We start from the raw sequence: 21,320 nt of genomic DNA, 5'->3' as shown, positions 1-21,320 counted from the left end.
AGGGTGCTGCGGCTCCTTTTTGTTTGTGAAAATGCAATACCGGGCAGCCCGCAGGCTGCCCGGTAATCTTCTTATGCTTCGTCCAAAACCTCTTCGGGATCCTCAATGGCGTCCTCGATAGTCTCCTCTACATCTATCGCTTCTTCAGCGTCCGGCGCGTTGAATAGCTCCTGAAGCTGATCCCGCAGCCAGAGCAGACGGTTATCCAGCGCCTTATCCCGTGCCAGCAGCGGTGCAATGATTTCAGGCTTGTCTGTGATCAGGTCGTCCACGCCAAGCTGCAACAGCTTTTCGGCATCCTGCTGACGGTTGACAGTCCATGCGGAGATGGTCTTGCCGCGCAGATGGATCTGCTGCACCATACCGGCGGTGATAAAAGTGGACTCTACGCTGAAAAAGTCCGCTGCAGGCAGGTCGTAGTAGGTGCCCACGCCCAGCGCCAGAATATACCCTGTGGTAATGTCCGGGTCCAGCTCCTTCACCTTGCACAGGGTCTCGTAGCTTTGGGAGGTGACCACACAGTCTGCACCGTAATCGTATGCGTGGATCAGCCGCACGGTCTCGGCCTCCAATGTCGGCGTAAAGGTGCTGGGCTTGATCTCAATGTTCAGCTCTGCCTTACCCTTGCACAGCGCCAGAACCTCTTCCAGCGTTGGAATATAGGTGCCTGTAAACTGCCGATGGAACCAGCGTCCGGCATCCAGCTGCTGCACCTGTGCATAGGTCAGGTCGTAGATGTTGGCGTTGTAGCCGGTGCACCGGCGCAGGCTGATGTCGTGGGTCACCACGGCTACGCCGTCAGCAGTCATCTGCACGTCCAGCTCAATGCGGGGGCTGCCGTGCTCCAACGCGGTCTCGAAGGCAGCCATGGTGTTTTCCGGCGCACGGGAGGAATAACCCCGGTGGTAGGTGATCACCGGGTCGGCAAGCCCTAGCATGCTTTGCAGCGGCTGCGTTTGCGGAAACAGCAGATATACCGCCGCCACGCCGCAGGTGACCAGCGCGGCGCAGGCCATCATCCCGGCCAGTACCGTCTGTTCGCGGTGCGGGGCAGGGAATGCACCGGAAACGGTCGGCAGTATTGCATCGGGCTGGCGGGTCGTTTCGTACAGTACCTCTGTAAGGGTGCTCTGCGCCGCCGTCATGGCACAGTCCATGAGCAGGCAAAGGAACGGCAGCTCGATCAGCAGTGCCGCGCGGGAGAGTGCCAGCAGGGCAGCAGTGCTGGCAAAGCCGACACCAAGGATAACGCAATAGAACAGCGCTGCCCCGCACAGCAGCATCAGCCCGGTGCGCACGGCAGCGGTCAGCATCCAGCGCAGTGCCAGTGTAAGCAGCTGCCCGGTATGGCTGCGCAAAATCCGCAGGCTTTCCACAAACGCACAGCCAAAGCTTTTGCGTTCCAGCAGAAATTTTGGTAGCACTACCAGTCCGTCCAGCAGCAGTGCCAGCACACAAAGCACTGCCAGAGCAAATAGAAAACGATTGGCAGCGCGCGCCTTCAGCAGTCCCCAGAGATATTCCGGCACGGCAAACTGGGTCAGATGGTTTGCTGCCAGAAAAAAGTTCGTCAACGGGATCAGGGCAACGCCATACAGCAGCAGCGGGATGTTCTGCGGCAGAAACACCCGCACAAGGCTACAAAAGGCGTCCCGGAACACCGCCCTTGCCCGCAGTGGTTCCCCGTGCCGTATCCGTGTCAGCAGCTGTAGCATCGTGGCGATTTCATACAGGCTCCAGAAGGCTGCCAGCACCGCCAGCACGGCGATACACCCGATAATGGCAGGGGAGGCAAAGATGCGGGAAGCCGTCTTGTTGTTGAGGTAGCGGATGGGCGCGAACCGCAGCGTCAGCGCCCAGATCAGCTGCAACGCCGGTACGAGCAGGAGGTTTGTCAGTACCTTATAAAACAACAGAAAAAGCAGAAATACCCGCCCCTTTGGCGAAAGCAGGGAACGGTAGATCTGCTCCTGCTGCCGGAGCTTGGCAGAGAATCGCTTCAAGATAGCTTCAACCTCTTTTTCATTTTTACCGGGCAGTTCTTATGCGCTGTATAAGTACAGTTTGGCAGATTGCCCGGCAATCTATGTTTTGTAACCATAGTGTAACATAAACAGACGGGAAAGAAAACGCAGCAGACGGGTGCAGTTTCGCCAAAAAAACTGGGAAAATTTCTACATCCGCAAAATGATGATTTACCCGGATAAAACACGCAAAACGATGAATCGTTAAAAATTTGGCTTTCCATAAGCGATGGATGTTGAATCGCATGGATTTTTATAGAATCCCTTGCATTTTTTTGCCAGCTTCTGTATAATAAATATAATTTTGAAAGCTCACACAGACAACCAGGAGGTCTAATTATGGCTTCAAAGATCAATAAGGGAGAAATCCTCGCCAAGTTCTTCGATGACGGGGAATACACTGCACTGTTTGCTGATGGTGCAGTGAGCGCTGCCTGCGGCTATGCTGCAGGTCAGCAGGCTTACGCTGTTTATCAGAACGGCGAGGCTGTCACCGTAAAGGATGTTGAAAAGAACATCAAGGTTCTGGAAATGGCTGCACAGACCGGCTGCCCGGTGGTCACTTTCTATAACTCGGTAGGCGCAAAGCTGGCCGAGGGTCTGGACGTGCTGACCGCCAGCGCAAAGCTGAATGCACAGATCGCAAAGGTCTCCGGCGTTGTTCCGCAGGTGGCCGTTGTTCTGGGTGTCTGCGGTGGCACCAGTGCTCTGAGCGCTGCCAACGCAGACGTCTGCATCATGGCCGAGGGCGCAGAGCTGTTCTTCACCGCTCCGTTCACCTCCGCTGCCAAGGGCGATAAGGTCGCCGACGCAGGTAGCGCTGCCGCTGCCGCCAAGGCAGGCGTAGCTTCCATCGTGGCCGCCGACGCCGCAGAGGCTGCTGAAAAGGCTGCTCATATCGTGGGTCTGCTGCCCGCCAATAACCTGACCGGCCCGGCGATCTTCGAGTTCGAGCAGCCCACCGCTGTTCTGGCTGCCGGTGCCGAGCCCGCAAAGGCTGCTGCCGCTGTGATCGATAAGGACAGCGCTGTGGAGCTGTACGCAGGCTTTGGCAAGTCTGTCTACACTGCATTTGCAACCATCGGCGGCAACGCCGTGGGCGTTGTGGCAACCGGCAAACAGCTGTGCCACAACTGCGTAGCCAAGGCTTCCCGTTTTGTGCGCCTGTGCGATGCCTTCAGCGTGCCTGTGGTCACCATCGTGGACACCGAGGGCTTTGTGCCCAGCGTTACTGATGACGTGGCTGGCGGCATCCGCGAGGCTGCCCGTCTGGCCGCTACCTATGCCGATGCTACCACCGCAAAGGTGGCTGTGCTGGCCGGTAAGGCTGTGGGCCCTGTGTACACCACTCTGGCTGCTGCCGACCTGCGCATCGCTGTGACCGGCTGCACCGTCAGCGCACTGGAGCCCAGCGCCGCTGTCAGCGTGCTGTACAAGGACGAGATCGATGCTTCCGACAACATCATTGCCGCCACCAAGGCCAAGGCTGCTGCCTACACTGCAGAGGTGTGCAGCGCTGCCAGCGCAGTGGCTGCCGGTGCTGCCGATATGAGCTGCGATGCCGCCAATGTGCGCGCCAGCGTTGTGGCTGCACTGGAGCTGCTGAGCACCAAGCGCGCCGCCCGCCTGCCCAAGAAGCATGGCAATATGGCCCTGTAAGCGTCCGAAACTACATAAATTGAGCTCGATTTTGAATTGGAGGATCCTTCCATGAAGTACTACAATATTACTGTCAATGGTGTTGCTTACAGCGTTTCCGTTGAGGAAACCGCCGCAGGCGCTGCTCCTGTTGCTGCTGCTCCCGTTGCTGCACCCGTCGCACCCAAGGCCGCACCCGCAGCTGCTCCCAAGGCAGCCGCCGGTGCCGCCGGTGCTGTTGCCGTCAAGGCTCCCATGCCCGGCAACATTCTGGATGTCAAGGTCGCTGCCGGTGCTTCTGTCAAGGCCGGTGACGTGCTGGTCATCCTTGAGGCCATGAAGATGGAGAACGAGATCGTTGCTCCGCAGGATGGCACTGTGGCTTCCATCAACGTGAACAAGGGCGATACCGTCAACTCCGGTGACGTTCTGGTTTCCATGAACTAAGGAAGAGGTGACAACCATGGCAAAAAAGCCGATCAAGGTGACCGAGGTCGTCCTGCGTGATGCGCACCAGTCTTTGCTGGCTACCCGTATGACCATGGACGAGATGCGCCCCATCCTGCCCGAAATGGACAAGATCAACTACTTCTCCGTGGAGTGCTGGGGCGGCGCTACGTTCGACAGCTGCATCCGCTTCCTGGACGAGGACCCGTGGGAGCGTCTGCGCATTCTGCGTAAGGAACTGCCGCACCAGAAGCTGCAGATGCTGTTCCGTGGCCAGAATATGCTGGGCTACCGTCCCTACGCAGATGACGCTGTGGAGTACTTTGTACAGAAGTCCGTTGCCAACGGCATCGACGTCATCCGCATCTTCGACGCTCTGAACGACCCCCGCAACCTGCAGACCGCCATCAAGTCTGCCAACAAGGAGGGCGCTCATGTGCAGGGCTGCATCAGCTACACCCTGAGCCCTGTGCACAACAACGAGTACTTTGCAGCCTACGCTAAGACTCTGGAAGAGATGGGCGCAAACTCCATCTGCATCAAGGATATGGCCGGTCTGCTCACCCCCTATACCTGCTATGATCTGGTCAAGAAGCTGAAGGAGACCGTCAGCATCCCTGTGGATATCCACAGCCACTACACTGCAGGTCTGGCTTCCATGTCCATCCTCAAGGGCATCGAGGCAGGAGCCGACATCGTCGATACCGCTATGAGCCCCCTGAGCCTTGGCACCAGCCACATGCCCACCGAGAGCTTGGTGGCTGCCCTGCAGGGCACCGATTACGACACCGGTCTGGATCTGAAGCAGCTGAATGTCGTGCGCGCTTACTTTGCAAAGCTGCGCGAAAAGTACATCGCCAACGGTCAGATCAGCCCCAAGAGCCTGGGCGTGGACGCCAATACTCTGCTGTATCAGGTGCCGGGCGGTATGTTCTCCAACATGCTCAAGCAGCTGAAGGATGCCGGTAAGGAAGATAAGCTGGACGAAGTGCTGGCCGAGATCCCCCGCGTCCGTGAGGATGCAGGCTATCCGCCGCTGGTCACCCCCACCAGCCAGATCGTTGGCACGCAGGCTGTGTTCAACGTCATCATGGGCGAGCGCTACAAGATGGTTACCAAGGAGTTCAAGGGTCTGGTCCACGGCGACTACGGCAAGACTCCCGCTCCCATCAAGCCCGAGTTCACCAAGAAGATCCTTGGCGACGAGCAGCCCATTACCTGCCGCTTTGCCGACACGCTTGCTCCCGAGATGGACAAGCTGAAGGCCGAAGCTGCCAAGTGGGCAACGCAGGAAGAGGACGTTCTGACCTACGCAATGTTCCCGCAGGTCGCACCCAAGTTCTTCGATAAGCGCAATGCCAAAAAGCAGGGCGTGGACGGTGATCATGTGGACTACACCAACCAGTCCCATCCTGTCTGATAAATAAGTTCCTTTCAGGGCTGCTGCACAAAATGCTGTGCGGCAGCCCTTTTTTGTGCAGTCGGCAAAGGTGCAGGGCGCACTCTGTCGCGTAATACCGGAAAAACTTCTGCTTACACATTGACTTGCCGCCCAATACCTTTTATAATGGTTGGTATAGCCGTATAATACAACAAATGATGTGGAGGAAAATGCTATGCGAAGCATCCCGGAGCAGCGCATTGCTGAGTTTCAGGAGCAGGATTATCAACTGTATTTTGGCATTTCAAAGCTGGAATTTGACCGGATGCTTAAGGCTCTGCAGGAGGCTTACCGTCAGGAGCACAAGCGCAAAACACACTTTACCAAGATCTCCATGATGGATAAGCTCATCCTGACCCTGATCTATCGCTACGAGTACCGCACGATGGAAAGCATTGCCAAGGAATACGAGGTCTCTCTGGATACCATTGCCGACAATGTCCATTGGGTGGAGCGCACGCTGCTTAACGCGGATATCCTGCAAACCAGCGTGACCTGCGTTTATAAGACGAACTGATGTTATAACCCTGCGTGAAAACGCGGGGTTATAATTTTTACAGCGAAAAGCTGCTAAAAGGCAGTAACTGCCGCAGTCATGTTATTTTGACTGCGCAGCAGTAAAAAATGGGAATTGTGTTTTTTGCGCGGATGCAGTCTGCACCTTGAATTTTTCAGAAAAGAATAGTAAAATGATGCTATATGTATCGTAACATGGGCTTGTGTGCCCAAAGCGGATACCTATACAGAAAAACCGAAGTTAAACCGCAAAAGAATAGGAGCTAGTATGATCTTAAGCATGACCGGTTTCGGCAGGGGGACTGCCGTACTCAATGGCCGCGAGATCACTGTGGAGCTGCGCAGCGTGAACTCCCGCTATTTCGAGTATTCCTCCCGCATCCCGCGCACCTGCAGTTCTCTGGACAGCCGCCTGAAAAAACAGCTCAACCAGCGGATCTCCCGCGGCAAGGTAGAGCTTAGCATGACCGTGCAGAATGTGGACGCGGCAGATACCGTGGTCGCCGTCAACATGGAGCTTGCCCGCAGCTATCAGCAGGCCATGCGGGACCTGTCCGAGCAGCTGGGGGTCAAAAATGATGTGTCCACCGCCGTTCTGACCCGCTTCCCGGATGTGCTGACCACCCGCCACGCCGATGTGGACGAGGAACAGCTGTGGCAGGATGTGTCTGCCGTTACCGCGCAGGCACTGGATCGCTTTGTGGAGATGCGTGCCGCCGAGGGTGCCAAGATGAAGGCAGACGTGGAAAGCCGTCTTGTGTTTCTGGAACAGTGCGTCGGCAAGGTGGAGAGCCTGAGTGCAGGCCGGGTAGAAAACTACACTAACCGCCTGTACGAGAAACTCAAGGTCATCCTGCAGGATCGGGACATTGATGATGCCCGTGTGCTGACTGAGGCCGCCATCTTTGGCGATAAGACCGCCGTGGATGAGGAGACTGTCCGTCTGCGCAGCCACATTGCACAGTACCGCGATATCCTGCAGCTGGACGAGCCCGTGGGCCGCAAGCTGGATTTCCTGACGCAGGAGCTGAACCGCGAGACCAATACCATCGGCTCCAAGTGTCAGGATCTGGATATCACCCGCATTGTGGTGGATATGAAGGCGGAGATTGAAAAGATCCGCGAGCAGATCCAGAATCTGGAATAATATGTTGTGGAGGAGCCTATGAAACTCATCAACATCGGCTTTGGCAATATGGTCAGTGCGGGGCGCGTGGTGGCAGTCGTCAGCCCGGACTCTGCACCGGTCAAGCGTCTGGTGAAGGAAGCGCGCGAGCGGGGGATGCTGATCGATGCCTCTTATGGCCGCAGCACCCGTGCGGTGCTCATCATGGACTCCGATCACGTCGTGCTGTCCGCTCTTCAGCCCGAAACGGTGGCAAGCCGCGCCGCAGGGCAGGAGGGCAGAACATCAATGGAGGAAGAAGCATCTCATGGCGAATGATAAATTTCTGTTTGTAGTTTCCGGTGCAGCCGGTACTGGTAAGGACAGCGTGGTCAAGGCACTGCGCGAGGCACACCCCGAGATCGAAAAGACCGTCTCTGCCACCACCCGCACCCCGCGCCCCGGCGAGCAGGAGGGTGTGGACTACTACTACCGCACCCGCGAGCAGTTCCAGCAGCTGCTGGAAAACGATCAGGTGGTGGAGCACAACTTCTATAACGGCAACTACTACGGCACCCTGAAATCTGAGGTGGAAAAGCGGCTGGAAGCCGGTAAGGTGGTCGTGCTGGTCATCGATGTGCACGGCGCTGCCAATATCCGCCGGATGTTCCCGGGCGCTACAACCGTATTCCTGCTGCCGCCCTCTGTGGAGGAGCTGGAGCATCGCCTGCGCGGCCGCGGCACCGAGACTGAGGAAAGCATTCAGGAACGTCTTGCCACTGCCCGGCAGGAGCTGGCCGAGCAGGATAAGTTTACCGTAAAGCTGGTCAATAATCAGATCGAGCCCTGCGCCGCAGAGCTGTATCAGGTCATCTGCCAGCGCGCCGGGCTGCAAGGCTAAAAATCAAGCGTTGAAGGAGTTGGACGAATGCCCAAGACGGTAGGCGTTGCCGTCAGCAATGCGACCTTCCATTTTGATAAGCTGTATACCTACGCTGTTCTGCCGGAGCACCAGAATGCGGTGCGTCTGGGCAGTATGGTGCTGGTGCCCTTTGGCAAGGGCAGCCGCGCCCGCATGGGCGTGGTGTTGGCCTGCGATGCTGAGCCGGAGCACTCCAAACTCAAATATCTGTTCGATGTAGCCCCGGCCTCGGCCTGTCTGACACCGGAGCTGCTGCGGCTGGTGCATTTTTTAAAGGAGCGCACCTTCTGCACCTACTACGAGGCCGTCAAGGCGGTCATTCCGTATGGTGCGCAGTATAAGCCCGCCGTGGCGGCAGACGGTGTGACCCCGGTGCTGCAAAAGCAGCTTACCCGCCACACCGAAAACGCCTACAAGCTTGTGAGCACGCTGCCGCAAAAGCCAAAGCCTACGGCAAAGCAGCTGGCAGCGGTGGCGCTGCTGAGCGGCGGTCCCCACACTCTGAACGAGTTGGAGGATAAAGGCATCAGCCGCGCGGTGCTGGATAATCTGTGCACCAAGGGTGTGCTGGAATGCAGCAAGGTGAATAAGTCCATCGACCTGTACGCCTCCATTCCGCTGCGCAACGACCCTATTACCCTCACCGAACAGCAGCAAGCTGCTTACGACACGCTGCTGCCCAAGCTAGAAGATGCCGCGCCCCATTCGGCGCTGCTGTACGGCGTGACCGGCAGCGGCAAGACGCTGGTATTTTTAAAATTGATTGCCCGCTGTCTGGAGCTTGGCCGCAAGGCGCTGGTGTTGGTGCCGGAGATCAGCCTGACCCCTCAGATGATCCTGCGGCTAAAAGGGCAGTTCGGCCGCCGCGTGGCGGTGCAGCACTCTGCGCTCAACCACACCGAGCGCCTACTGCAATGGCAGATGATCCAGGACGGCGGCGCAGATATCGTGGTCGGCACCCGCAGCGCAGTGTTTTCGCCGCTGGAAAACATCGGCCTTATCATCATTGACGAAGAGCAGGAGCACACCTACCGGTCGGAATCCGCGCCGCGCTACTCTGCCCACGAGGTCGCCCGGCAGCGTGCCGCCGAAAACGGCGCACTACTGCTTCTGGCCAGCGCCACCCCCAGCACCGAGAGTTTTTACGCTGCGCAGAATGGACGTACCCAGCTGGTGCGGCTGACCAAGCGTTACGGCGGCAATCCGCTGCCCAGCGTGCAGATCGTGGATATGCGGGCAGAGCTGGCTGCGGGCAACCCCCGTGAGATCAGCCTTGCACTGGAGGACGCCATCCACCGCAATCTGGAGGCAGAAAAGCAGACTATCCTTCTGCTCAACCGCCGGGGCTACCAGACAATTGCCCAGTGCGAGGACTGCCGCGAGGTGCTCAAGTGCCCCAAGTGCAGCGTGCCCATGGTGTACCACAAATCAGCGCATAAGGTGCTGTGCCACTATTGCGGCTCCCAGCAGGAGCCGCCGCCCACCCTTTGCACGGCCTGCGGCGGTAAGCTGCAGTACCGGGGCTTTGGCACCCAGAAGGCCGAGGAGGAGCTTGCAAAGCTCTTCCCGGAGGCGCGGGTGCTGCGTATGGATCAGGACTCTACCGCCGCCAAGGACGCCCACGAAAAGCTGCTTGCCAAATTTGCAGCGCATGAATACGACATCATGGTGGGCACCCAGATGGTGGCAAAAGGTCTGGATTTCGAGGATGTGACCCTTGTGGGCGTGCTGGGCATTGATTCACTGTTGTTCGCGCAGGGTTTCCGGGCATACGAGAACGTGTTCAGCCTGATCACACAGGTGGTGGGACGCAGCGGCCGCGCAAAAGAGCCCGGCTTTGCCATCATTCAGACCACCGACCCGGACAACCCAGTGCTCACCCTTGCTGCTGCACAGGATTACGACGCCTTCTACGAGCAGGAAATCGCTTACCGCAAGCTCGGCTTGTACCCGCCTTTCTGTGGGCTGTGCGTCATCGGCTTTGCCGGTGCAAAGGAGAACGAGGTGGCGCGTGCCGCTGCCCGGTTCTCGGCGCTTTTAGGGCAGCAGGCGGCCAAGCAGCCGGATCTGCCCCTGCGCATTCTGGGCCCTACGCCCGGCAGCATTGAAAAGATCAACGACACCTACCGCTATAAGCTTACCGTTAAGTGCCGCAACGACCGCCGCTTCCGCGACCTCGTGCGCAGCACGCTGGCACTGTATGAAAAAGAAAAGCTGCCGTCTAAGGCATCGGTCGTGGTAGACCTGCACTCGGATGGTGACATTTGAACGGTGGATTGTAAAATGGATAAAATACGCATTAATGATATTCTGAACTTTAGCAAAGAAGAAATACCAAATGTTCGCGTGAAATTCAATATTTACAATGGTTACGATGACCCGTTGGAACTTTATAAAACCGACCCGGATGAAGTAAATATCGACTGGTTTCTGTGGCGTGACCGCCGCCGTTATTTTAGTGTAGGACAAACGGCGATCTGCTTTTTAAAAATCGGAAATGATACATGGCTCATGACGTGCATCAAGACGATAACCGGGGAGAAAAAAGTTGATGAAACAAATGGCGGTGTTGGTTACGAGGCGCAGGATGATGCCCGTTACGGGAAATATTTCGGGCGGCTTGTTCTGCGTTATCATAATCCCTGCCGTACAATGGGGCGCACCTATGCGTCAGTAATGGACGAGTTGGAAGTTCTTGAGATTTTGAACGATCAGTTCACTGGCGAGGATTTTCCGGGTTATGAAAATGTACGGCTGAGTTATCGGCAATTGAAAAATGTGATCGACCGGCACCTTCCGGGATGGATCGCAGCGCTGCAAAACCAGAAAGCGGTCTATCTGATTACGGATAACAAGACCGGTAAATTATATGTTGGCTCTGCTACATCGCAGACGGGAATGCTTCTCCAACGTTGGTCAAATTATATTGCTGATGGCCATGGCGGAAACGAAGCATTGAAAGAGCTCGTAAAAAAGCAGGGCTTCGATTATGTAAAAGAAAATTTCCAGTATTCTATCCTTGAAAATTATAATGCAAGGATGGATGACGAATACATTTTGAGACGTGAGTCCTGGTGGAAAGAAACACTTCGGACAAGAGAGTTTGGATACAATAAGAATTAAAAGCTTGATTTGGAGGTACCATTATGGCTATCCGTAATATTGTTAAAGAAGGCGACCCCATCCTGAATAAGGTCTGCCGCCCCGTGACCAATTTTGACGACCGTCTGGCCACCCTGCTGGACGATATGCGCGAGACCATGATCGCTGCCGACGGCGTGGGTCTGGCTGGCCCGCAGGTGGGCATGATGCGCCGCCTGTTCGTGGTATGGGACACCACCGACGCCCCGGAGGAGATCCCCGAGGATTACGAGTACAAGTTCATTGATTTTGTCAACCCCGAGATCCTCGCCGTTTCTGAGGAAGAGGAGACTGCCTACGAGGGCTGCCTGTCCTTCCCGGGGCATAACGGCGCTGTGACCCGCCCGGTTGCTGTCAAGGTGCGTGCGCAGGACCGCAACGGCGAATGGTTCGAGCTGGAAGCTGACGGCCTGCTGGGTCGCTGCATCCAGCACGAGAACGACCATCTGGACGGCATCACCATCATGGAATCCAGCGAGTACTTCTATGAGGATACCGAGGAAGGCAAAAAGGCCGCCCGCGAAGCGAAAGGAAACAACTGATGCGCATTTTGTTCATGGGCACGCCGGATATTGCCGCCGAGTGCCTGAAAGCCCTGTATGCCGCCGGGCACGATATCTGTGCCGTGTACACCCGGCGGGATAAGCCCGTCGGACGCAAGCAGGTGCTCACCGCACCGCCGGTCAAGGAGGTGGCTCTAGAGCACGGCACACCCGTGTTCCAGCCCCGCACCCTGCGGGACGGCAGCGAGGATGAAAACATCCGCGCTCTCGCCCCGGAGCTGATCGTGGTGGTGGCCTATGGCTGCATTCTGCCAAAGTCCGTGCTGGAAATGCCCCGCTATGGCTGCATCAACCTGCACGTTTCGCTGCTGCCGAAGTACCGCGGCAGCGCCCCGGTGCAGTGGTCGGTGCTGAACGGCGATGCCGAGACCGGCGTTTCCATTATGCAGATGGATGAGGGTCTGGATACCGGCGATGTGCTGTACTGCAAAAAGATTGCCATCGACCCTGAGGAGACCAGCGGCGAATTGTTTGACCGCGTTACCGCTGTGGGTGCCGAAGCTCTGTGCGAGACTATTCCTCAAATCGCCGCAGGCACCCTGATGGCTGTGCCGCAAAAGCACGAAAACGCCACCCTTGCCCCCATGCTGAACAAGGAGATGGCAGAGTTCCACCTGACCGACACTGCCACCCATATCCACAACTGGGTGCGCGGCATGAATCCCTGGCCGGGTGCATGGTTTATCACTTCCGGCGGCAAAAAGCTTAAGGTGATGTCCTGCCGCGTGGCTGCCGCCAACGGTGAAGCCCCCGGCACTGTGCTGGCTACAAAGCCCCTGACCGTAGCCTGCGGCGAGGGTGCCATCCAGCTGCTGGAAGTCGTGCCGGAGGGCAAAAAGCCTATGGACGGCACTGCTTTTGCAGCGGGTCTGCGCCTGAAAATGGGGGATAGCCTCTGATGGCGGCAAATCCGCGTGCGGCAGCAGTTGCCGCACTGGTACGGCAGGAGCAGGACGGCTTTTCCAATCTGGTGCTGGACGCAGAGCTCAAGCGCCAGAAGCTGGAAGGCCGGGATAAGGCTTTTGCAAGTGCCATCTTCTACACCGTGCTGGAGCATCGCGGCACGCTGGACTATATTCTGGAGCAGTTTCTGCCCAAGGGTCTGGCGAAGCTGGATGCACCCGTGCGGGAGATTCTGCGCGCTGCTCTGGCACAGGCGCGCTATATGCAGGTGCCTGTCTCCGCTGCGGTGAACGAAGCGGTCAAGCTGACCCGCACCTTTAAAAAATCCAGCGCTTCCGGCCTTGTCAACGCTGTGCTGCGCAAGGCCTGCAGCTATGATTTAGACGCTGCTGTCTTTACAGACGAGATCCAGCGCCTGATGGTTTTAGGCTCTGCCGGGCGGGATGTGGCAGAATTCCTCCACAAAAACTACCCGGATGAAGCACTGGGCATCCTGACCTATCAGGCCGATGGCGGTTTGACCAGCCTGCGTGCAAACCCCCTCAAGGCCAGCGCTGCGCAGCTGTGTGCGCTGCTTACAGAGCAGGGCGCAGCAGAGGTGCGGCAGGGCATCGTGCCCGGCAGCGTGCTGGCACGGTTCGCGGGCAGCCCGGCAGATAACGAGCTGTTCCGGCAGGGATACTACCATGTAGAAGGACAGGCCAGTCAGCTGGCAGCCCTTTGCGTGGGCGCAGCCCCCGGTGAAACGGTGCTGGACCTGTGCGCTGCCCCCGGCGGCAAGTCGATTTTGCTGGCCGAGCAGATGCAGGGCACAGGAATACTGTACAGCTGCGATGCGGCAGAGAACCGTGTGGGGCTGATCCGCACCGCAGTAGACCGCATGGGCTTTACCGGGGTGCATACCCTTTGTAATGATGCCACCAAACCGAACCCTGCACTGCCCATGGCAGACCTCATCCTGACGGATGTGCCTTGCAGCGGCTTGGGCATTCTGGCAAAAAAGCCGGATCTCCGCTATAAAAAGCTGGAAACTGCCCGGCAGGCAGAACTGCTTGCCACGCAGGCGGCAATTCTGGATACCGCTGCGGCGCTGCTCAAGGCGGGCGGGCGACTGGTCTACTCCACCTGCACTATCGACCCGGCAGAAAATCAGCAGCAGATCGCAGCCTTTTTGCAGCGCCACCCAGAATTTGCGGTCTGCGCACCGGAGGTGCCGCTGCCCGCCGGGATGACGGCAGGGGAACACGGCTGCCTCTCAGTGCCCACTCGCACCGGCATGGACGGCTTTTTCCTGTGTGTGCTGCAAAAAGCCGCCGGAACGCAATAACTACGACTCTCTGAGGGTCGTATCCTGTTATAGGAGAACAGAATGGAACAAAAACGCTGTATTTCTTCCCTGACGCTGGCAGAATTGACTGCTGAATTGAAAGCTCTGGGGCAGCCGGGCTTCCGGGCAAAGCAGATCTTCCACTGGGTACACCAGAAACTGGTCACCGAATTTTCTGCCATGACCGACCAGCCCAAGACCCTGCTGGCAAAGCTGGAAGAAACCTTTTATATCGCTGCACCGCAGATCGAGCGTCGTCAGGAGGCCAAGGACGGTACTGTGAAGTATCTGCTGCGCATGGCAGACGGCAACTGCATCGAGACCGTTGTCATGCGCTACCACTACGGCAATACCGTGTGCGTGTCCACGCAGGTGGGCTGCCGCATGGGCTGCCGGTTCTGCGCCTCCACACAGGCGGGGCGGGTGCGCAACCTTGAAGCGGGCGAGATCTGCTCCGAGATCTACACCGCCCAAAAGGATATTGGCGAGCGCATCTCCCATATCGTGCTCATGGGTATCGGCGAGCCGCTGGATAACTTTGACGAGGTAATGCGCTTTTTGGAAAATATCACCTCGCCCGAGGGCGTCAATATCGGCATGCGCAATATCAGCCTTTCCACCTGCGGTCTTGTCCCCAAAATCGACCAGCTGGCGGAGAAAAAGCTGCAGCTTACCCTTTCCATCTCGCTGCACGCACCTACCAACCAGATCCGCAGCAGCATGATGCCGGTCAACGATGCCTACCCAGTGGAGCAGCTGATCCAGACGGTGCGCCGGTATCAGGAGACCACCGGCCGCCGGGTCAGTTTTGAATATTCCATGGTGCGCGGTGTCAATGATTCTGATGTCTGCGCAAAGCAGTTGGCAGACCTGATCCGGGGCATGGGCGCGCATGTAAATCTGATCCCCATCAACCCGGTGGACGGCAGTCCGTATTCCGCTACGGATGCAGCCAATGTGCGCCGGTTCCAGCAAAAGCTTGAAAGCCTTGGCGTAAACGCCACGGTGCGCCGCCGCCTTGGCAGCGAGATCAGTGCCGCCTGCGGCCAGCTGCGCCGCGACGAAATGAACGGCAAGGCATAAATAGAGGGAGAAACCTATGAAACTTGCAGGAAAAACGGATGTAGGACGCGTCCGGCAGGACAATCAGGATGACTACCGTGCCGGGGAGCTGCCCGGCGATGCAGCCTGGGCGCTGGTGTGCGATGGCATGGGCGGCGCACGCGGCGGGCGGGAAGCCTCGCAGTGTGCGTGCAGCGTCATCGAGCGCTGCTTTCAGGAGCAGTACAGCCAGTGCATCCCCGGCGAAGAGGAGACTTTTTTAAAGAAAGCACTGCTCAGCGCCAACCGCTATGTGTTCCAGAAGGCACTGCGGGAGGAGTCTCTGGCCGGTATGGGCACCACCGCTGTCTGCGCTCTGGTGCGCGGCGGCAATGCCTACCTGAGCCACGCGGGCGATTCCCGCGCCTATCTCTACCGGGATGGTAAGCTGGCGCAGCTGACCCACGACCACTCCTATGTGCAGGAGCTGGTGGACTGCGGCACCATCACACAGGAGCAGGCAGAGCATCACCCACAGAAAAACATCATTACCCGGGCACTGGGCGTGGACTACCGGCTGGAGCCGGAGTTCACTACCGTGGCGCTGCAGGCAGGGGATGTTCTGCTGCTATGCACGGACGGTCTGACCAATGCTGTGCCTATGGAGCAGCTGGAACAGCTGCTGCGCAGCGGGTCTTTTTACGACCTGCCGGATGCTCTGATCCGCACCGCTAACGAAAACGGCGGCCCGGACAACATCACCGCCCTGCTGGTGGGGATAGAGCCGATGGAGGTGCGCCATGGATAACCTGATCGGTAAAAGACTGGACGGCCTGTACGAGGTACAGGAGCTGATCGGCTCCGGCGGCATGGCCAATGTATACAAGGCGGTCATGCGGGGGCAGAACGGCCCTGTGCCCGCCGGGACTGTGGTGGCGGTTAAGGTGCTGCGGCAGGAGTATATGCACGACCCGGATCTTGTGCGCCGCTTTAAAAACGAATCCAAGGCCATCTCGCTGCTGAACCACCCCAATATCGTTAAGGTGTACGACGTTTCGGTCAACGACCATCTGCAGTATATCGTCATGGAGTATGTGGACGGCATGACGCTGCGGGAGTACCTCAACGAGCGGGGCGGCAAGCTTTCCAGCCGGGAGACCGTGCACTTCATCTCCCAGATCCTCAAGGCGCTGGAGCATGCCCACGCCAACGGCGTCGTGCACCGGGATATCAAGCCACAGAATATTATGCTGCTGGATAACGGCCAGCTGCGCATGATGGACTTCGGCATCGCCCGTATTTCCCGGGCAGATAACCAGATGCTGGCCGGCAAGGCGATGGGCAGCGTGCATTATATCAGCCCGGAGCAGGCAAAAGGGGACGAGACCGACTGCACCAGCGACATTTACTCGGTAGGCGTCATGATGTACGAGATGCTCTCCGGTCATCTGCCCTTTGATGCCGATGATGTGGTGGAGGTCGCCATCAAGCAGATCTCGGACGAGCCCCGCTCGCTGCACGAACTGGCACCGGAGGTTCCCTATGCGCTGGTGGAGATCACCGAAAAAGCCATGGCCAAGCTCCCACAGAACCGCTACCCCTCGGCACGGGCAATGCTGGAAGCACTGGACACCTATGTGCAGAATCCTTCCGTGCTGTTTGAATATCAGTATATTACAGAAGAAGCACCCGAAAAGGTGGTGAAACGTACCATGAACCAGAACCGCGCGATCCGTCAGAACGAACAACCAGCCCCCCGCAAAAACGGCAAAAGCAGGTCGGGTAAAAAGCGCCGTACCGTCTTTTTGCCGGCATTGTTCGGCATCACCATTGCCTTTGCACTGGCCTGCATGGCACTGTGCTGGATGATCCTGAACGATTCCTCCAACCTGATGAACAACAAAGCCGATGTCACCCTTGGAGACTATATCGGCATGACCAAGGATCAGGCCATGGCCACGGATCAGATCGCATCCGGCCAGATCTCCCCGGAGTGGGAAGAAGAGTACAACAGCAACTATGCTGCCGGTTATATCTATAAGCAGTCGCCGGTGTCCGGCCGCACCGTCCGCGAGGGACAAAGCGTGACTTTGACCGTTAGTCTTGGTACCCAGTATGTCACTGTGCCGGATCTGACCAACTATGTGCAGACCGATGCCGAACAGCAGCTCAAGGCACTGGGCGTTTCGGTGCTGGTCACGCAGGCCGTGGATACCACCGTGGCTTCCGGCGCAGTCATCCGCACCGACCCTGCCGCCGGTACGCAGGTAGCGGCAGGCTCTACGGTCATCCTTTATATCAGCCGTCCGCAGGTGTCCACCACCACCAAAGTGCCCTCCCTTACCGGCATGAACGTGAATGATGCCCGCACCCTGCTGGTGCAGAACCATCTGGGTCTTGGCAGCCAGAGCGAAGAATACAGCGACCAGCCCGCAGGTACAGTGCTCAGCCAGAACCCGGCGGCAGGTGCTACCGCAAAGCTGAACAGCCGCGTAAACGTTGTGGTCAGCGCGGGCGCTGCACCGGCGCAGGAGCCGGAGCAGCCTAGCGGTGACGGCACTTCCGGCACCACGGGCGAAGGCCCTACCGGCGGCGAGAGCACCGGCGGCAGCAGCGAGCCGAGCTCCAGCAGCAGCTCCACAGGCGGCGGTATTCTGGACTGGTGGTCCTCGCTGCTGGGCTGACGGAGGATGTGCATGAACGGTTATATCGTAAAAGGCATTGGCGGCTTTTACTATGTAAAAACGCCGGATGGCATCGTGGAGTGCAAGCCCCGCGGCATCTTCCGCAAGCAGAAGATCACCCCTGTGGCAGGAGATGAGGTAACGCTGGAGACCGAAAACGGTGCGGCGGTCATTGCACAGATCGCACCCCGTAAAAACGTTTTTGTGCGCCCGCCGGTGGCAAATCTGGATGTGCTGTTCCTTGTGGCAAGCACTACCCAGCCCACCCCCAGCACCTTGGTGCTGGATAAGCTTTCCGCCATTGCGGTGGATAAGGGCGTACAGCCGGTGGTGGTGTGCACCAAAAGTGACCTTGTCGAAGCGGATTTTCTGGCAAACGCCTACGCAAAGTCCACCCTGCCGTTTATCCGTATCGACTACGAAAGCGGTGCCGGGCTGGACGAAGTGAAGCAGTGGATCAACGGCAGATTGTGCGCTTTCTGCGGCAACTCCGGTGTGGGGAAATCCACCCTGCTGAACGCGCTGCTGCCGGACGCTGCCCGCGAAACCAGCGCCATCAGCCAGAAGTTGGGACGCGGCCGCCACACCACCCGTGAGGTGACCGTCTTTGAAGCCTACGGCGGACGCATTGCCGACACCCCGGGCTTTGCCAGTCTGGAAGCCAACCGCGCCGGGTTCATCCCCAAGGAGAATCTGGAGCACGCCTTCCCGGAATTTGGCCCTTATCTTGGTCAGTGCCAGTTTACCGGCTGCTCCCACCGCAGCGAAAAAGGCTGTGCTGTGCGGGCAGCGCTGGCAGAGGGCAAGCTTTCCAAGACCCGGTACGACAGCTACTGCGCCATGTACGACGAGGTAAAGGATGTCAAGGACTGGCAACGCCCGAAAGTGTAATACGGAAGGAAGAATAAAATGTCCCGTTGTGTGATCCTTTCCGCCTGCCCGGTGCAGCCTGAGCTTAAGCACCTGCTGCGCAGCGATGATTTTATCATCGCCTGCGATGCGGGCTACCGCAACTGCGAACGGCTGGGCTGCAAGCCGGATATCATTGTAGGCGATTTTGATTCCGCTCCCTGTCCGCAGCAGAATGCGGACGATATCGTTGTGTTGCCCCACGTCAAGGACGACACCGATACCGAGTATGCTGCAAAGCTCGCGGCGCAAAAGGGCTTTGACGAGGTGCTTTTGCTGGGTGCACTGGGCGGCAGGCGGGTGGAGCATACCCTTGCAAACCTGTGCACCGGTCTTGGGCTGGAGCAGCGCGGCATCCGTGCCGCCTTGCAGGACGAGCGCTCCCGCATTACCTTTGTGCTGCCGGGCGAGAGCCGCTGCTACCCCAAGGAGGAGTTTTTCTACTTCTCGGCCTTCCCCATGGAGGGACGCGCCGAGGGCGTGTACGAAAAAGGCTCCTTCTATGAGCTGGAGGATGCCGTGCTCACAGCAGGCTATCCGCTGGGTGTAAGCAACGAGTACGCCGAAGGCTCAGACTGCATCACCGTCAGCACCCGGCAGGGTGCGCTTGTGGTGGTGGAGACCATCGCAGATTGAACCCTCCCCGGAACATTTTTACCCGTCAGACGCTATAATGGGGTAAACATGAGCGAAAGGCGGGGTGGAGATGCAGGTAGTGGTCATTCGCAGCCCGAAAGCGCTGTGCGGCATTCTGCGCAAGCTGTTCGGCATTCGCAAAGAGAACTGAATCCATAAAAGGCCGGTGTGTGGCACAACTGCTGCACACCGGCCTTTTGCTGTCGGCATACCGCTGCTTGCCGCTGCATACACTCTTACGGAAACGGACAGGGAAAGGAGCGCACTGCACATGGAACTGAAGATATTCCGGGACACGCTGCCGCAGGGCGGGGCAGGCTGTACCGTAAAAGCAGAACTTCCTCTGGAAACCGAGATCCGCATCTCGGATGACCTACCGCCGGTGGGCAAGCTGGTCAAGTGCTTTGTCCGCCCGGTGGTGCTGCAGCGGCAGTTGCAGCCGGGCAGGCTTACCTTAGAAGGCTATCTGCGCTGCACGGTGTTTTACCAGAGCGAAGCGGAAAAAGGCCTGTGCCAGACCGAGCAAAAGCTGCCCTTCACCCGGCAGCTGGAGCTGCCGGAGCTTGCCTTTACGGCATGGACAGCCGTGGTGGAAGGGCAGACAGAGTACCTCAACACCCGCGCGGCAGACCCGCGCCGTATTGAGGTGCGGGGTGCCTACGGGTTGGTAGTCACGGTGCACACCCAGTGCAAGACCGAGGTTATCACCGCACTGGCAGATGGCGGCATTGAGCAGCAGCTGCGTACATTGCAAGGTGTGCGAAGCGTGGCTGTGCTGGATAAGCTGGTTACCTTAGAGGGAGAGCTTGTCTTTGCAAAGCCCCCTGCCGCCGTGCTGGACATTACCGGCAACGCCTGTGTGGGGGAGGTAAAACTTCTTGCCGGTAAGGCTGTGGTCAAGGGGGAGCTGCGGGTGCAGTGTGCATGGCGGGCAGAAGGGGACACTGCCCTGCAAAGTCAGGCGGCGGCGCTGCCCTTCCAGCAGGTGATAGATTTAGAAGGCATCACCGAGGACTGCCGCTGCCTGTGCGTGGCAGAGCCGGTGGGCTTTACCCTGTCGCAGGCGGAAAGCGCCGCTGCCCAGCTGACGGCGAATGTCATGCTGCATCTGCGGGCATGGTGCAGCTACCAGCTGCAGGTGGCAGTGGATGCTTTTTCCACCCGATTTGAAACGGAGCTCACGCCGCAGCCGCTCGTTACAGAGCAACTGCTCTGCACCTTGAACGATACCGCTACCGCCACAGGCTCCGGTCCGCTGCCGGATGCAGGGGCGCAGCTGCGAGCCTGCTTTGTACACTACGGCCCCCAGCAGACCATCCAAAAAGGGGAGGGCTGGGTGCTTGCCGCAAAGGCGGTGGTAACAGCCCTTGCAGAGAACACCCTCGGTGAACTGGAAAGCTACGAGAAAACCTTGGAGGTCGCCGTCCCGCTGCCCATCACGCCGCCGGAGGAAACGGTGCTTGTGCCGGAATGTTGGCTGAGCACCGAGAACGTGCAATGCACCTGTGCGGGCGGCACACTGGAAGCTACGATTACTGTCCGGGCAGAGGGCGCGATTTTAGGCTGCACCACCAGCCCGGTCATCGGCAGCATCACCCTTGGCGACCCGCTGCCCGATACCGACCCCGAGATTGCTCTGCGAATCTACTACGCGCAGGCCGGGGAGGAGCTGTTTGCAGTGGCCCGGCGGTTCCATGTGGCTCCGGCGCAGATCCTTGCGGCGAATCAGCTGGAAGAGGAGCTTGCCAGTCTGCCGCAGGCACAGCGGCTGCTGATCCCGGTCACCTGAGCTGCAAACTTAACTGTACCCCTTTCCCGGATGGCACAAGCTGCCGCGCCGGGGAGGGGGATTCTTTTTGCCTGTGCCTGCGCAGAAAAAAGCAGCACAAAGAATTACTAAAAGTCACCACAAAAGGATTCCTAAAATAAAGCGCATTATCGATGTAAAATATAACGAATATACGTTTAGTATCTTTTATAAGTGATTATAAATCAACGTGCGATCTGTGCTGATATCGATTTC

General features: G+C 58.1%; 20 protein-coding genes. 19 read left to right on the top strand and 1 reads right to left on the bottom strand.

The features are described from left to right. Positions 1–71: 71 nt before the first annotated feature. Positions 72–2,003: a glycerophosphodiester phosphodiesterase family protein gene (locus MTP36_RS08770; protein ID WP_249247856.1), complete on the bottom strand. Its 1,932-nt coding sequence runs from the start codon at positions 2,001–2,003 to the stop codon at positions 72–74. Between the two features lie 360 nt (positions 2,004–2,363). Between MTP36_RS08770 and MTP36_RS08765 the strand changes: the two genes are divergently transcribed. The 19 genes from MTP36_RS08765 (at position 2,364) to MTP36_RS08680 (ending at position 21,086) form a co-directional block, all read left to right on the top strand. Continuing rightward, entirely contained in the window at positions 2,364–3,683 is a 1,320-nt protein-coding gene (locus tag MTP36_RS08765; protein WP_055184468.1) for a carboxyl transferase domain-containing protein, read from the top strand. A 51-nt stretch (positions 3,684–3,734) separates the two neighbouring features. After that, on the top strand, positions 3,735–4,109 hold the full coding sequence (locus MTP36_RS08760; RefSeq protein WP_249247854.1) for a biotin/lipoyl-containing protein: 375 nt from the start codon (positions 3,735–3,737) through the stop codon (positions 4,107–4,109). Positions 4,110–4,125: 16 nt separating this feature from the next. Continuing rightward, positions 4,126–5,529 (top strand): oxaloacetate decarboxylase subunit alpha, encoded by a 1,404-nt coding sequence (locus MTP36_RS08755; RefSeq protein WP_055184465.1) that lies wholly within the window; start codon positions 4,126–4,128, stop codon positions 5,527–5,529. Between the two features lie 196 nt (positions 5,530–5,725). Further along, positions 5,726–6,067, top strand: a complete 342-nt coding sequence (locus MTP36_RS08750) for a transposase family protein (protein ID WP_249247845.1) — start codon at positions 5,726–5,728, stop codon at positions 6,065–6,067. A 267-nt stretch (positions 6,068–6,334) separates the two neighbouring features. Further along, positions 6,335–7,213 carry a YicC/YloC family endoribonuclease gene (locus MTP36_RS08745; RefSeq protein ID WP_015538477.1) on the top strand — a complete coding sequence of 293 codons (879 nt, stop codon included), beginning with the start codon at positions 6,335–6,337 and terminating at the stop codon, positions 7,211–7,213. An 18-nt stretch (positions 7,214–7,231) separates the two neighbouring features. Then, positions 7,232–7,510, top strand: a complete 279-nt coding sequence (locus tag MTP36_RS08740) for a DUF370 domain-containing protein (protein WP_055184460.1) — start codon at positions 7,232–7,234, stop codon at positions 7,508–7,510. Continuing rightward, positions 7,500–8,072, top strand: coding sequence for a guanylate kinase (gene gmk, locus MTP36_RS08735; protein WP_055184458.1), 573 nt, complete (start codon positions 7,500–7,502; stop codon positions 8,070–8,072). Before MTP36_RS08740 ends, gmk begins: the two co-directional genes overlap by 11 nt. A gap of 27 nt (positions 8,073–8,099) precedes the next feature. After that, complete coding sequence (priA, locus tag MTP36_RS08730; RefSeq protein ID WP_249247843.1) at positions 8,100–10,361, top strand: replication restart helicase PriA; 2,262 nt, start codon at positions 8,100–8,102, stop codon at positions 10,359–10,361. Between the two features lie 15 nt (positions 10,362–10,376). Then, positions 10,377–11,216 (top strand): GIY-YIG nuclease family protein, encoded by an 840-nt coding sequence (locus MTP36_RS08725; protein ID WP_118657634.1) that lies wholly within the window; start codon positions 10,377–10,379, stop codon positions 11,214–11,216. A gap of 23 nt (positions 11,217–11,239) precedes the next feature. Further along, a complete protein-coding gene (gene def, locus MTP36_RS08720) occupies positions 11,240–11,776 on the top strand; it encodes a peptide deformylase (protein WP_005926004.1) in 537 nt (178 codons plus the stop codon). Further along, positions 11,776–12,696, top strand: a complete 921-nt coding sequence (fmt, locus tag MTP36_RS08715; protein WP_118657633.1) for a methionyl-tRNA formyltransferase — start codon at positions 11,776–11,778, stop codon at positions 12,694–12,696. Before def ends, fmt begins: the two co-directional genes overlap by 1 nt. Beyond that, positions 12,696–14,027: a 16S rRNA (cytosine(967)-C(5))-methyltransferase RsmB gene (gene rsmB / locus MTP36_RS08710; RefSeq protein ID WP_249247842.1), complete on the top strand. Its 1,332-nt coding sequence runs from the start codon at positions 12,696–12,698 to the stop codon at positions 14,025–14,027. The genes fmt and rsmB overlap by 1 nt, the downstream gene beginning before the upstream one ends. Positions 14,028–14,069: 42 nt before the next feature. After that, positions 14,070–15,110 (top strand): 23S rRNA (adenine(2503)-C(2))-methyltransferase RlmN, encoded by a 1,041-nt coding sequence (rlmN, locus tag MTP36_RS08705; protein ID WP_055184449.1) that lies wholly within the window; start codon positions 14,070–14,072, stop codon positions 15,108–15,110. 16 nt (positions 15,111–15,126) lie between these two features. After that, a complete protein-coding gene (locus MTP36_RS08700; RefSeq protein WP_055184447.1) occupies positions 15,127–15,876 on the top strand; it encodes a Stp1/IreP family PP2C-type Ser/Thr phosphatase in 750 nt (249 codons plus the stop codon). Further along, positions 15,869–17,752, top strand: a complete 1,884-nt coding sequence (pknB, locus tag MTP36_RS08695; RefSeq protein WP_249247840.1) for a Stk1 family PASTA domain-containing Ser/Thr kinase — start codon at positions 15,869–15,871, stop codon at positions 17,750–17,752. Before MTP36_RS08700 ends, pknB begins: the two co-directional genes overlap by 8 nt. 12 nt (positions 17,753–17,764) lie before the next feature. Next, positions 17,765–18,643: a ribosome small subunit-dependent GTPase A gene (rsgA, locus tag MTP36_RS08690; protein WP_249247838.1), complete on the top strand. Its 879-nt coding sequence runs from the start codon at positions 17,765–17,767 to the stop codon at positions 18,641–18,643. A gap of 18 nt (positions 18,644–18,661) precedes the next feature. Next, positions 18,662–19,297 (top strand): thiamine diphosphokinase, encoded by a 636-nt coding sequence (locus tag MTP36_RS08685; RefSeq protein WP_249247836.1) that lies wholly within the window; start codon positions 18,662–18,664, stop codon positions 19,295–19,297. Positions 19,298–19,367: 70 nt separating this feature from the next. Then, on the top strand, positions 19,368–19,448 hold the full coding sequence (gene spoVM / locus MTP36_RS16070; RefSeq protein ID WP_015538484.1) for a stage V sporulation protein SpoVM: 81 nt from the start codon (positions 19,368–19,370) through the stop codon (positions 19,446–19,448). Between the two features lie 120 nt (positions 19,449–19,568). Next, positions 19,569–21,086 carry a DUF3794 domain-containing protein gene (locus MTP36_RS08680; RefSeq protein WP_249247834.1) on the top strand — a complete coding sequence of 506 codons (1,518 nt, stop codon included), beginning with the start codon at positions 19,569–19,571 and terminating at the stop codon, positions 21,084–21,086. The last annotated feature ends 234 nt before the right edge of the window (positions 21,087–21,320 follow it).

Source organism: Faecalibacterium sp. I4-1-79 (genome assembly GCF_023347235.1).
GTDB classification, from domain to species: domain Bacteria; phylum Bacillota; class Clostridia; order Oscillospirales; family Ruminococcaceae; genus Faecalibacterium; species Faecalibacterium tardum.
This window is presented reverse-complemented; position numbering and strand designations above follow the sequence as displayed.

Excerpts from the sequence above, each read along its gene's own strand:
- MTP36_RS08765 (WP_055184468.1), top strand. The coding sequence starts at position 2,364 with ATGGCTTCAAAGATCAATAAGGGAGAAATCCTCGCCAAGTTCTTCGAT.
- MTP36_RS08760 (WP_249247854.1), top strand. The coding sequence starts at position 3,735 with ATGAAGTACTACAATATTACTGTCAATGGTGTTGCTTACAGCGTTTCC.
- MTP36_RS08755 (WP_055184465.1), top strand. The coding sequence starts at position 4,126 with ATGGCAAAAAAGCCGATCAAGGTGACCGAGGTCGTCCTGCGTGATGCG.
- MTP36_RS08750 (WP_249247845.1), top strand. The coding sequence starts at position 5,726 with ATGCGAAGCATCCCGGAGCAGCGCATTGCTGAGTTTCAGGAGCAGGAT.
- MTP36_RS08745 (WP_015538477.1), top strand. The coding sequence starts at position 6,335 with ATGATCTTAAGCATGACCGGTTTCGGCAGGGGGACTGCCGTACTCAAT.
- MTP36_RS08740 (WP_055184460.1), top strand. The coding sequence starts at position 7,232 with ATGAAACTCATCAACATCGGCTTTGGCAATATGGTCAGTGCGGGGCGC.
- gmk (WP_055184458.1), top strand. The coding sequence starts at position 7,500 with ATGGCGAATGATAAATTTCTGTTTGTAGTTTCCGGTGCAGCCGGTACT.
- priA (WP_249247843.1), top strand. The coding sequence starts at position 8,100 with ATGCCCAAGACGGTAGGCGTTGCCGTCAGCAATGCGACCTTCCATTTT.
- MTP36_RS08725 (WP_118657634.1), top strand. The coding sequence starts at position 10,377 with ATGGATAAAATACGCATTAATGATATTCTGAACTTTAGCAAAGAAGAA.
- def (WP_005926004.1), top strand. The coding sequence starts at position 11,240 with ATGGCTATCCGTAATATTGTTAAAGAAGGCGACCCCATCCTGAATAAG.
- fmt (WP_118657633.1), top strand. The coding sequence starts at position 11,776 with ATGCGCATTTTGTTCATGGGCACGCCGGATATTGCCGCCGAGTGCCTG.
- rsmB (WP_249247842.1), top strand. The coding sequence starts at position 12,696 with ATGGCGGCAAATCCGCGTGCGGCAGCAGTTGCCGCACTGGTACGGCAG.
- rlmN (WP_055184449.1), top strand. The coding sequence starts at position 14,070 with ATGGAACAAAAACGCTGTATTTCTTCCCTGACGCTGGCAGAATTGACT.
- MTP36_RS08700 (WP_055184447.1), top strand. The coding sequence starts at position 15,127 with ATGAAACTTGCAGGAAAAACGGATGTAGGACGCGTCCGGCAGGACAAT.
- pknB (WP_249247840.1), top strand. The coding sequence starts at position 15,869 with ATGGATAACCTGATCGGTAAAAGACTGGACGGCCTGTACGAGGTACAG.
- rsgA (WP_249247838.1), top strand. The coding sequence starts at position 17,765 with ATGAACGGTTATATCGTAAAAGGCATTGGCGGCTTTTACTATGTAAAA.
- MTP36_RS08685 (WP_249247836.1), top strand. The coding sequence starts at position 18,662 with ATGTCCCGTTGTGTGATCCTTTCCGCCTGCCCGGTGCAGCCTGAGCTT.
- spoVM (WP_015538484.1), top strand. The coding sequence starts at position 19,368 with ATGCAGGTAGTGGTCATTCGCAGCCCGAAAGCGCTGTGCGGCATTCTG.
- MTP36_RS08680 (WP_249247834.1), top strand. The coding sequence starts at position 19,569 with ATGGAACTGAAGATATTCCGGGACACGCTGCCGCAGGGCGGGGCAGGC.